The organism is Corallococcus sp. 4LFB, from assembly GCF_046520365.1.
GTDB lineage: Bacteria > Myxococcota > Myxococcia > Myxococcales > Myxococcaceae > Corallococcus > Corallococcus caeni.
On record NZ_JBKGHJ010000317.1, the window covers coordinates 1 to 10365 of the forward strand.

At 69.9% G+C, this 10365-nt stretch carries 10 protein-coding genes and 2 pseudogenes; 9 read left to right on the plus strand and 3 right to left on the minus strand.

Going from position 1 to position 10365, the window contains the following annotated elements; genetic code table 11:
- The 4 genes and pseudogenes from ACLEQD_RS28170 to ACLEQD_RS28185 all read left to right on the plus strand — a co-directional run.
- Nucleotides 1-214, plus strand: a pseudogene (locus tag ACLEQD_RS28170) (SAM-dependent methyltransferase); the annotation flags it as partial.
- Between the two features lie 116 nt (nt 215-330).
- Nucleotides 331-837, plus strand: a complete 507-nt coding sequence (locus ACLEQD_RS28175) for a DoxX family protein (RefSeq protein WP_410388184.1) — start codon at nt 331-333, stop codon at nt 835-837.
- A gap of 105 nt (nt 838-942) precedes the next feature.
- Nucleotides 943-2675, plus strand: a pseudogene (locus tag ACLEQD_RS28180) (CapA family protein).
- 215 nt (nt 2676-2890) lie between these two features.
- On the plus strand, nt 2891-4168 hold the full coding sequence (locus tag ACLEQD_RS28185; RefSeq protein WP_410388186.1) for an MFS transporter: 1278 nt from the start codon (nt 2891-2893) through the stop codon (nt 4166-4168).
- Nucleotides 4169-4175: 7 nt separating this feature from the next.
- Here ACLEQD_RS28185 and ACLEQD_RS28190 read toward each other — a convergent pair whose 3' ends face one another.
- On the minus strand, nt 4176-4505 hold the full coding sequence (locus ACLEQD_RS28190; RefSeq protein ID WP_410388188.1) for a metalloregulator ArsR/SmtB family transcription factor: 330 nt from the start codon (nt 4503-4505) through the stop codon (nt 4176-4178).
- Between the two features lie 57 nt (nt 4506-4562).
- Here ACLEQD_RS28190 and ACLEQD_RS28195 point away from each other — a divergent pair, with 57 nt between their 5' ends.
- From ACLEQD_RS28195 to ACLEQD_RS28215, 5 genes are all read left to right on the plus strand, one after another.
- Nucleotides 4563-5000, plus strand: coding sequence for an SRPBCC domain-containing protein (locus ACLEQD_RS28195; protein ID WP_410388190.1), 438 nt, complete (start codon nt 4563-4565; stop codon nt 4998-5000).
- Nucleotides 5001-5070: 70 nt separating this feature from the next.
- Nucleotides 5071-6090 (plus strand): alpha/beta fold hydrolase, encoded by a 1020-nt coding sequence (locus ACLEQD_RS28200; protein ID WP_410388192.1) that lies wholly within the window; start codon nt 5071-5073, stop codon nt 6088-6090.
- 8 nt (nt 6091-6098) lie between these two features.
- Nucleotides 6099-7007, plus strand: coding sequence for a helix-turn-helix domain-containing protein (locus ACLEQD_RS28205; RefSeq protein WP_410388194.1), 909 nt, complete (start codon nt 6099-6101; stop codon nt 7005-7007).
- Between the two features lie 15 nt (nt 7008-7022).
- Nucleotides 7023-7445 (plus strand): VOC family protein, encoded by a 423-nt coding sequence (locus tag ACLEQD_RS28210; RefSeq protein WP_410388196.1) that lies wholly within the window; start codon nt 7023-7025, stop codon nt 7443-7445.
- A gap of 33 nt (nt 7446-7478) precedes the next feature.
- Nucleotides 7479-9269 (plus strand): alkaline phosphatase D family protein, encoded by a 1791-nt coding sequence (locus ACLEQD_RS28215; RefSeq protein WP_410388198.1) that lies wholly within the window; start codon nt 7479-7481, stop codon nt 9267-9269.
- Here the strand turns inward: ACLEQD_RS28215 and ACLEQD_RS28220 are convergent.
- Nucleotides 9266-9991 (minus strand): double-CXXCG motif protein, encoded by a 726-nt coding sequence (locus tag ACLEQD_RS28220; RefSeq protein WP_410388200.1) that lies wholly within the window; start codon nt 9989-9991, stop codon nt 9266-9268. The two genes, ACLEQD_RS28215 and ACLEQD_RS28220, sit on opposite strands and share 4 nt — an antisense overlap.
- Nucleotides 9992-9997: 6 nt before the next feature.
- Nucleotides 9998-10365 (minus strand): TIGR02269 family lipoprotein (locus ACLEQD_RS28225; RefSeq protein ID WP_410388202.1); only part of this gene is annotated, 368 nt, incomplete at its 5' end.

Genomic DNA, 10365 nt, shown 5'->3' on the forward strand with positions numbered 1-10365 from the left:
CGCGGGCGCGCGGTTGTTCCCCCGGGTGCTGCGGTCGGTGCACGCGCGGGTGGAGGCGCCCGCCACGCGCTTCCTGGTGCAGGCGCTGCGGGACCAGGACCGGGGCCTGTCGGTCCGTGCGCCGCTCATCGTTCACGGCGAGGGCCCCGGCGGGTACAGCGCGGAGGTGGCGGCGCTGATGGACGTGCCGCTGGCGGAGCGGAGCGGGGGCTGAGCTGCCCGGCCGCCGGGCGTGGGAGCCTGCGAGCGTCGGGGCCGGAGGCGCGGACGCGTCACAACGTATGGGGCACTTCACCCACGGGACGCCCGCGCCCCGAAGAGGAGAGCTCCATGAACGTGGCGATGCTGAACGAACAACCGTCGTTGCTGAAGTCGGCCGCGCTGCTGCCGCCGCGCCTGTCGCTGGGCGCGACGATGATCCACCACGGCCTGTCGAAGCTGAAGAGGGAGGGCATGGAGCAGCAGGTGGGCATGTTCGAGCAGCTGGGCATCAAGCCCGGGAAGCCGTGGCTGCTGGCCACGGGCATCACGGAGCTGGTGGCCGGGGTGAGCTCCATCCTGGGCATCGCGACGCGGTTCACGGCGGTGTCGGTCATCGTCACGCAGGCGATGGCCATCGCGAAGGTGCACCGGAAGAACGGCTTCGACATGACGAAGGGCGGCTACGAGTTCAACCTGGCGCTCATCGCCATCGCGCTGGGGACGCTGATGCGCGGGCCGGGGCGGGTGTCGCTGCACAGCGCGCTGGAGCGGCGGGTGAAGCGCAGGGAGCTGAAGCACTTCCGGCTGCTGCCGCGTCAGCGCAAGGGCTCGATGCTGCTGGACGCGCTGGGGTAGGCGGGGCCTTGGAGGGGTGTAGGGGTGTCGCCTGCCCGGCTGCTGGTGAACCGGGCCCGTGGATGGCGCCCCTGCCCCCGTCCCATCCCGTAAGATGCGCGGGCCATGGCCCCCCCGTCCGTCCTGCTGATGCTGGCGCTCGCCGCGCCCGCCGCGTCCGTCCCCAACTTCTCCACAGCCGAGTCCTCCAGCGCCGCCCGCCTCACCCAGGCGGGCACGGCCTCCGTGCGCTCCGTCCTGCGGAACGTCGGAGCCGGACAGCTGGAAGCCGCGGGCCTCGCGTCCGTGCGGAGCGCGATGGGGGACACGGCCGTCTCGATGCGGATGCCCGCGGGCCTCGCCCAGGCGGCTCCGTCCTCCCCTGCCTCGGACACCGCACCAGCCACGGGCGCCGCGCCCGCCACGGCGCAAAGCCAGACAGACTCCCTCTCCGAAGCGGGCCGCATCGCCGTGGAGGCCAGCTTCGGCGCCTGCGCGCCGCCGCCATCGTGATGCACAGCAAGGCCGCCGCGCCCGGCCTCGCCGTGGGCAACCCGGACGAGCACTACGCCCGGGGCGTCGCCGCCCTCCAGTCCAAGGACTCCCGCACCGCCATCGCGGAGCTGTCCGCGTGCGTGCAGGCCGCGCCCTCCCGCGCCGACTGCCGCTGGGAACTGGGCTGGGCCTACTCAGTGGAAGGCCGCTGGGCGGATTCCCTCACGCAGTGGACGCAGGTGCGCGCGCTCAATCCCAATCAACCCGACCTGGAAGGCGCGCTCACGCAGGCCCGCAGCCAGGCCGCGCTCCAGGCGAAGCTCGCGCAGCCCGTGGACAGCACGCCCCGCCCTCCCCCGCCCCCGGGCGCGAAGCTGCGCATCCGCGCCGCCGGTGACCTGATGCTCGGCACCACCGTGCCGGAGGGCTACCTGCCCCCCGAGGGCGGCGGCAGCGTCATCGCCAGCGTGCGCCCCCTGCTGGAGGACGCGGACCTCACCTTCGTGAACCTGGAAGGGCCGCTCTGCGACACCGGCCGCACCACCAAGTGCCGCTCGCCCGCGAACTGCTACGCGTTCCGCTCCCCCACCTCCTTCGGCGAGTACCTGAAGCAGGCCGGCGTGGACGTGGTCTCCACCGCCAACAACCACTCCGGCGACTTCGGCGAGGAGTGCCGCCGCGCCACCGAGTCCACGCTGGACGCGCTGGGCATCGCCTGGAGCGGTCCGCCGGGCAGCGTCGCCACGCTGGAGCGCAACGGCCTGAAGATTGGCCTCGTGGCCTTCCACACGTCCGCGGGCTGCAACCACCTCAACAACCTGCCCACGGCCACCGCGCTGGTGAAGCAGACCGCCGCCACGCACGACATCGTCATCGTCTCCTTCCACGGCGGCGCGGAGGGCAGCAAGGCCCTGCACGTCCCGCCCGGCAAGGAGCTGTTCTTCGGCGAGGACCGCGGCGACCTGCGCGTCTTCACCCACGCGGTGGTGGACGCGGGCGCGCACCTGGTGCTCGGCCACGGCCCGCACGTCGCGCGCGCCATGGAGTTCTACCAGGGCCGCCTCATCGCCTACTCCATGGGCAACTTCGCCACCTACGGCCGCTTCAACCTCAGGGGCCCGCAGGGCCTGGGGATGATCCTCGAGGTGGAGCTGGACGCGAACGGCCGCTTCTCCACCGGCCGCATCCTCCCCACGAAGCAGGTGGGCGAAGGCATCACCCAGCCGGACCCGGACGCCAACGTCGTCTCGCTGGTGCGCAAGCTCACCGCCGAGGACTTCCCCGACACGGGGGCCCGCATCGCCGACGACGGCCGCCTCTCCGCGCGCAAGTCGCCCGCCACGGCCTCCAGCACCGCGCCGTAGCGCCGCGCCTTCCCGACAACGCCGCACCCGCACCCACGGAGCGCCGCGCCTTTCGTGGGTGTTTTGCAGGTCACGCAGCGCGCCTCACCGTCAGGGAATGCGCGCTTCGTTGAAGCAGGGCTGCTGCCTGGGCTGCCATGCGCTTCATTGCGCCTCCAAGCGTGCCGCGCCGTGCAAGGCGCGAGCGTGCGGCGTGCGCTAAGACAGACTCCGACGTGCCTGCCCATCGACTCCCACGACTGACCTCGCTGCGCCCGTTCGACTCGCCCGGCTACTTCGCGGTGTGGCTGGGCGCGCTCGTCTCCAACATCGGCACCTGGATGGAGACGGTGGCGATGGGCGTGTACGTCACGCAGACCACGGGCAAGGCCGAGTGGACGGGCGCCGTCGTCGCGCTGTCGTTCCTGCCCGCGGTGATCCTGGCGCCGGTGGGCGGCGCGCTGGCGGATCGCTTCGACCGGCGCGCGTACGCGGGGCTGGGCGCGCTGCTGCAGGCGGCGCTCGCGGCGGTGCTGACGGTGCTGGCGTTCCGCGGACAGCTGTCGGTGTCCGTCATCGGCGTCATCTCGTTCCTCAACGGGTGCGTGAGCACGCTCACCTATCCGGCCTTCTCCGCGCTGCTGGCGGAGCTGGTGCCGCCGGAAGACCTGCACCTGTCCACCAGCCTCAACTCCGCGCAGTTCAACCTGGGCCGAATCCTGGGCCCCACGCTGGCCGCGGTGGTGTTTCAGGCGGGCGGGCCCGCGTGGGCGCTGCTCGCGAACACGCTGTCCTTCTTCGCGGTGCTGGTGGCGCTGTGGCGCGTGGAGCCGCCCGCGCGGGACGCGGCCGTGAAGCGTGAGCCGCTCTGGGACGGCATCCGGCGCGGCATCACCGTGGCGCGCGACGACGAGGACATCTCGCTGGTGCTGGTGGCCACCTTCTTCGTGGCCGCGCTGGTGGCGCCCTTCATCGGCCTGGTGCCGGTGTTCGCCATCCGGGAGCTGGGCCAGGGCGCGGCGGCCACGTCGCTGCTGGTGACGTGCCAGGGCGCGGGCGCGGTGACGGCGGCGCTGGGCGTGGGCACGCTCGCGGAGCTCTTCGGGCAGCGCAAGCTGCGCGGCTACTCGGCGACGACCATCGCGGTGCTGGCGGGCGTGTACTGGCTGGCGCCCACGCTCCAGGTGGCCGCGGTGTGCATCTTCTTCCTCGGCGCCAACTACCTGGTGCTGATGAGCAGCCTGAGCGCGTCCTGCCAGGGCCGCGTGCCGCGCGAGCTGCAAGCGCGCATGGGCAGCCTCTACAGCATGGTGCTGGGCGCGGGCTATTCGCTGGGCGTCTGGTTCCAGGGCGCGCTCGCGGACCGCATGCACCTGCGCTTCGTGACCATCGGCTCCGCCGCCATCTTCCTCGCGCTGGTGCTCAGCACGCGCCTGCTCAAGCCCGCCCGCTTCGAGAACGAGCCCCTGGCCCAGGCCGCGGACGTCCAGCCCTTCTCCGACAGCGCGCACTGACGCGCCGTCAGTCCTCCTCCAGGTCCCGCTTCAGCTTCGTCAGCAGCTTCACCGCGTGCGTGGCGTAGGCGCTGATCCACCGCGAGTGGATGTCCTGGATGGGCGCCGCGTTGAGGTGGTTCCACCGCGTCCGCCCCTCCTTGTGCGACAGCACCAGCTCCGCCTTCTCCAGCACCTTGAGGTGCTGCATCACGGTGCAGCGGTCCAGGGTCTTCTCGAAGTGCTCGCACAGCTCCCCGGTGGTCCGGGGCGCGTCCTTCAACAGGTCCAGGATGGCCCGCCGGCGCGAGTCCGCCAGCGCCTTGAAGATGAGGTCGTCCCGGTCGCTCCTTGACATGTTATATTTCTATAACCTATTTCGGGGCCTGGACCAGTTCACGGCAAGGGGTGGCGAATGGAGCCGAAGTTCCAGGTGCAGTTGAAGATCCGCAAGCCGGTGGCGCAGGTGTTCGAGGCGGTGGTGAACCCCGCGAAGCTGAGCGGCTACTTCGTGAAGACGAGCAGCGGTCCGCTGGCCGAGGGCGCGACGGTGAAGTGGAGCTTCGCGGAGGCCCCGGGCGAGTTCGACGTCATCACGCGCGAGGTCATCCCCAACGAGCGCATCGTCTTCGAGTGGCCCGCGGACCGCGGCGCCCTCACGCGCGTGGAGATGTCCTTCGTGGCGCTGGACGCAAGCAACACGATGGTGAAGGTGAGCGAGTCCGGGTGGAAGCCGGATGAGAAGGGCTTCGAGGCGTCCTACGGCAACGCGGGTGGCTGGATGCACATGATGAGCTGCCTCAAGGGTTACCTGGAATACGGCATCAACCTCCGGGAGGGCGGAGCGCTCTGAAATCCGCGACGCGGGGGAATGTCCCGGCCACACTGCCGTTCCCGCGCGTCCCGTTCCGCCAAGGAGCCCCATGTCCTCCGTCCGCGTTCCCGCCCTGCTGCTCTCCGCCCTGTTGCTCTCCGCTCCGGCCGCGAACGCGCAGGAAGCGAAACGCACGCCGGAGGCGCTGGGCCTGGGCATGGAGGGCTACCCCTACCCCGCCCCCGTGCAATTCCTGCCCGTCAAGCTGGAGGGCCAGGACCTGCGCATGGCGTACATGGACGTGAAGCCCACGGGCAACGCCAACGGGCGCACGGTGGTGCTGCTGCACGGCAAGAACTTCTTCGGCGCGTACTGGAAGGACACGATCCGCGTGCTCACCGGCGCGGGCTACCGCGTCGTCGTGCCGGACCAGATTGGCTTCGGCAAGTCGTCCAAGCCGGCCATCGCGTACAGCTTCCACACGCTCGCGTCGCTGACCCGGCAGGTGCTGGAGGCGGTGGGCGTGAAGCAGGCCGCGGTGGTGGGCCACAGCATGGGCGGCATGCTCGCGACGCGCTTCGCGCTGATGTACCCGGAGGTGACCACGCAGCTGGTGCTGGAGAACCCCATCGGGCTGGAGGACTACCGCGAGAGCGTCCCGTGGAAGTCCACCGGGGACCTCTACCAGGAGAACCTCCAGGCCACGGAGGAGGGGCTGCGCAAGTACCAGCGCGGCTACTACGTGAAGTGGAAGCCCGAGTACGACGAATACGTCCAGGTCCTCTACCGCCAGACGCTCAGCGGCGAGTACCCGCGCCTGGCCTGGGTCTCCGCCGCCACGCAGACGATGATCTACGAGCAGCCCGTGGTGCACGAGTTCCCGAACGTGAAGGTGCCCACGCTGGTGGTGATTGGGCAGGAGGACCGCACGGTGGTGGGCAAGGGCAGCGTGCCGCCCGCGCTCCTGCCGAAGCTGGGGCAGTACCCGGCGCTGGGGAAGAAGACCGCCGCCGCCATCCCGGGCGCCACGCTGGTGGAGCTTCCCAACGTGGGCCACATCCCCCACTTCGAGTCGCCGGAGAAGTGGCACGCGGCCCTGCTGGACTTCCTGCGCAAGGGCTCGAAATAGTCCTGCGCATGCATCGCGTCCGGGTGGTGCGCCACGCGTCCGAGCGGGGCGGTTGGGAGATGGCGCTGGCCACGCCGCCGCCGGCGCTGGCGCCGCTGGTCCGGGACTACTGCGGCTACCGCGAGGCCATGCCCCAGCCGATGCGCCGGCAGGAGCTGCCCGGCGTGCAGGTGGTGCTCATCCTGGAGTTCGGGCCGCTGCTGAAGCACCTGGACGACGCGGGCCGGGTGACGCGGCACTGCTCCGGCTTCGTCGCGGGCCTGGACGAGCGCTGGAGCACCACCGAGCACGGCGGCGTGTCCCACGGGCTCCAGGTGAACCTCACGCCCCTGGGAGCCCGGAGTGTCTTCGGCGTGCCCATGCACGAGCTGTCCCACTGCGTGACGGGCCTGGAGGACCTGTGGGGCGGCGAGGCGCGGCGGCTGGTGGAGCAGCTCGAGGAGGCGCCGGACTGGGAGACGCGCTTCGCTCGCGCGGATGCCTTCCTGCTCCAGCGCGTGGAGCGCGGTCCCAGGGTGGAGGCCGGGGTGCGGTGGGCGGTGGAGCGCATCCAGCGCACGGGAGGCCAGGTGGACATCGCCGCGCTGGCGAGTGAGCTGGGGCACAGCCACAAGCACCTCATCCACCAGTTCCATGAACAGGTGGGGTTGCCTCCAAAGCGGCTGGCGCGCCTGCTGCGCTTCGACCGGGCGGTGGAGCGCATCAAGGCGGGGGGGCCGGTGCGCTGGGCGGAGCTGGCGGTGGAGCTGGGGTACTTCGACCAGGCGCACCTGAACCGGGACTTCCGCCAGTTCACCGGGGGACCGCCGTCCGCCCTGCTGCGCCGCTCGCTCCCCGACGCGGGGGGCTTCGAATCCGGCTCGCAGGTGAAATCCGTACAAGCCGCGCCGGAGGGGGATGGGCAGGATGCTCGGTGAAAGGAAGACCTCGCCATGTCCATGCCCCTGCCCAGCCTCTATCCCTTCCTCCACTACGCGGACCCGGAGGCCGCCCTGCGCTTCCTGAAGCAGGCCTTCGGCTGCGAGGAGCGGGTCGTCTACCGCAAGCCTGACGGCGCCCTTGCCCACGTGGAGCTGACGTTGGGCCACGGGCTGGTGATGTTCGGCGGCGCGGAGGGTGGCCGGCTGAAGCTGGCCGCGTCGAAAGAGGTGCCGCTGAAGAACCAGGGCATCTACGTGGTGGTGACGGACCCGGATGCGCTGTACGCGCGGGCGAAGGCGGCGGGCGCGAGCATCGCCATGGAGCTGCACGACACGGACTACGGCTCGCGGGACTTCAGCGCGCTGGACCCCGAGGGAAACGTCTGGAGCTTCGGCACGTACCAGCCGCTCGCGGTGACGCCGCCCAAGGGGTGAGACAGGAAGGGGCGTCCATGCAAGGCTTTCCCCATGAAGCTCTTGCTGGGACCCATCCTGTACGCCAGGGCGCAGGCCACGCCGGACCCGAAGTCCCACGACGTGTGGAGCTTCTTCGTCAACGTGTTCCTCGACAGCACGTCGGCGAGGAAGCCTCCGGCGTTGCGGCTGTGTTTCCAGGACGCGAAGGGCAAGCGGGTCGCGGTGTTCGACGAGGTGAAGGCCGCCGTGGACTTCACCGCGTTGCCCAAGAACACCCGGGGCGTGGTGTGGCGCTGGGAGGTCGTCCTGCCGCGCAAGGACGTGGCCCAGCGGCTGTCCTATCACTTCGAATCACCAGACACGCCCGGCGTGCCGGTGACCTTCGAGCGTCCACCGCCGCGAGATGACCGGCCGTGGTCATCCACGGTCATCCCGCCGGAGCCGCTGGTGGTGTCGGATGTCGTCATTCCGGCGCGGGGTGTATCGCCGAACATCGCGTTCTTCTCCTGCAACGGCGCCAGCCGTGCGAGTGATTGGAGCGACCTGGGGCAGCCCTTCGCGCTCTGGGAGCGGATGCTGCAACACCACCTGAAGGACCCGGTGGATCCAGCGAAGACGCCGGGGTTCCAGCTGCTGATCGGGGGTGGGGATCAGCTCTACGCGGACTCGCTGCACAACACGATGGATGTGTTGAACGCGTTCATGAAGCTGCCCCGTTCAGAGCGGTTGAAGCTGCCGGTTCCGGACGGCCTGTCGGAGCGTCTGCTCGTGGAATACGTCTGGCTCTACCGGGAGCGGTGGGGCGGGAGCCAGGGCATCGCGCCGATGCTCAGGCGGGTGCCGGGCCTCTTCATGTGGGACGACCACGACATCTTCGACGGGTGGGGTTCGCACGAGGAGCTCCAGCAGGCCCCCTGGTACCGGGCCATCTACAGCGCGGCGGCGCGGGCCTTCGAGGCCTTCCAGCGAGGCTGGCTGGACCAGCCGGCGACGGCGCGCGAGCCGGACGACCGGGGGGTGACGCAGCCCGCGCGGCACTACTTCCAGACGTTCTGTTTCTCCACGGCGGACTGCGACCTGGACGTGGTGTTGCTGGACCTGAGGAGCGGGCGGACCAGCCGGGTCATCGACACGGAGGACGCGCATCAGCAGTCCGAGTTCACGGTGATGAGCCGGTCGCAGTGGGACGCCTTCGACGCCTGGAGGGACGAGCACCGCCAGCGGCCGGAGAACGGCAAGAAGGCGAGGCACGTGCTGGTGGTGTCGTCGGTGCCGCTGGTGCACCTGCGCTTCGGGCCGGCGATGGAGCGCATGAGCGGGGGCGGCGTGGGCCTGCGTGACGACCTGCTGGACCAGTGGGAGTCCGCGGTGCACCGGGGCGAGCGCACGCGGATGTTGATGAACCTGTTCTCGCTGGCGAAGAAGTCCTACTGCGCGGTGACGGTGTTGTCCGGGGACGTGCACGTGGGGGCCAGGGCGCGGGTGCGTTCACGCAACCCGGACCACCTGGTTCCGGCGCTGGGCACGGTGGGGGAGGTGTTCATCGAGCAGGCGACGTCGTCGCCCATCGTGCACCCGCCGCCGGGGTGGCTCGCGTTCAAGGGGATGCTGGCGATGTCGGAGGCTTCGCGGGAGGACCTGCCGGGGTTCCTGCACACGGAGCTGTTGCCGGTGGGCAAGGAGCTGTACCTGCGGGACCGCAACTGGCTGTCCATCCGGTTGGAGCGGCCCAAGCACCACGGCACGACCGCGCGTCCGAAGCTGTGGGTGAAGTGGATCGCGGAGAAGGAGGTCCTGCCCATGGAGGTGGTGGTGGAGCCACCGCCCTTCCCCGCCAGTTAGCGGACGGGAAGTTCGCGGAAGGAGATGCCCGTCCACCCGCCCTGCTCCACCGCGTCCTTGAAGCGGTCCGTGCCGATGAGGACGGTGCCGTAGTCGCCCAGGCGGAAGAGGTCCAGGTCCGTGGGCAGGGAGGCTCCGTCGAGGATGAGGTCCTCCGGAAGGCGAAGGCCTACGCGTCCGCAGGTAGGACAGGGCGGTGCAAGGTCGGGCGGAAGGCAGTCACGGTGCATCCGGCCGCGCAGTTCGAGTTGAAGCTCGAGGATCTCCGGAGGCGTCTTCTGCCGGAACCGCAGCTCTGTCTTGCACCCGAGCAGCCCTCGGATGCCCGCGGCCTGGAGGGCTTCGAGCGTGTCGCGCCGCAAGACGATCAGACAATCCTCAAGACCGACGAAGCCTTGGAACTGACCGGAGGCGCGGCCCACTAGCGGCCCGAAGTTGGTGCCAGGCGGAAGTTCCGTATGGGGTGGCGTCAGGGGACGCACCAACTCGCGAAGGCGGATGAACTCGGGGAGCAGTTCTGCACGGGGTTCTTCGAATTCCGCCCGTTCCGGCAGTTCGGACAGGTCGACGCATGGATAGAGCTGAGCGGAGGTGCTCCAAGTGGCACCACATCCCGGGCAGTTCTTCAGGCCCGGCAATCCCCATTTGTGCGTGGCATCGACGAGACCGTTGAGGCGAAAGTCGACCGTCTTGTCGTGGCGGAGGCGAAAAAAACGGGTCATGGGCGGTCAGTTGTACTTCTCGATGGGCCCACCCAGAAGCTGGAAGCGGTAGATGAGTTCCCCGGCGTGCTTGAAGATCTCTGGTGCCTGAGCAGTGTTGTTCGTCTCTCGAAACTCACGCCAGGCCTGGTTCCACAGTCCCCCTTTGGGCCCTCCGCCATGGATGCGTCGGTGGATGTGCACGGGAATCGGGATCGTGTACTGGTGGATGTCGATGCCTCTTTCCTTGAACCACTCAGCCAGACGCTGTTCCTGAGGGAAGATGTGGTGCTTCTCGAATCTCCCCGCCGGTAGTTGCCGCAGCGGAGGCACGGGCTTGGGGTTCCCGTACCAGGGGAACACCATCACGGGCTCCACATCCCCCGGCAGGCCCA

Bases quoted from the DNA above. Each gene is read 5' to 3' on its own strand.
- ACLEQD_RS28175 (WP_410388184.1), top strand. From the start codon at position 331: ATGAACGTGGCGATGCTGAACGAACAACCGTCGTTGCTGAAGTCGGCC.
- ACLEQD_RS28190 (WP_410388188.1), bottom strand. From the start codon at position 4,505: ATGTCAAGGAGCGACCGGGACGACCTCATCTTCAAGGCGCTGGCGGAC.
- ACLEQD_RS28195 (WP_410388190.1), top strand. From the start codon at position 4,563: ATGGAGCCGAAGTTCCAGGTGCAGTTGAAGATCCGCAAGCCGGTGGCG.
- ACLEQD_RS28200 (WP_410388192.1), top strand. From the start codon at position 5,071: ATGTCCTCCGTCCGCGTTCCCGCCCTGCTGCTCTCCGCCCTGTTGCTC.
- ACLEQD_RS28205 (WP_410388194.1), top strand. From the start codon at position 6,099: ATGCATCGCGTCCGGGTGGTGCGCCACGCGTCCGAGCGGGGCGGTTGG.
- ACLEQD_RS28210 (WP_410388196.1), top strand. From the start codon at position 7,023: ATGTCCATGCCCCTGCCCAGCCTCTATCCCTTCCTCCACTACGCGGAC.
- ACLEQD_RS28215 (WP_410388198.1), top strand. From the start codon at position 7,479: ATGAAGCTCTTGCTGGGACCCATCCTGTACGCCAGGGCGCAGGCCACG.
- ACLEQD_RS28220 (WP_410388200.1), bottom strand. From the start codon at position 9,991: ATGACCCGTTTTTTTCGCCTCCGCCACGACAAGACGGTCGACTTTCGC.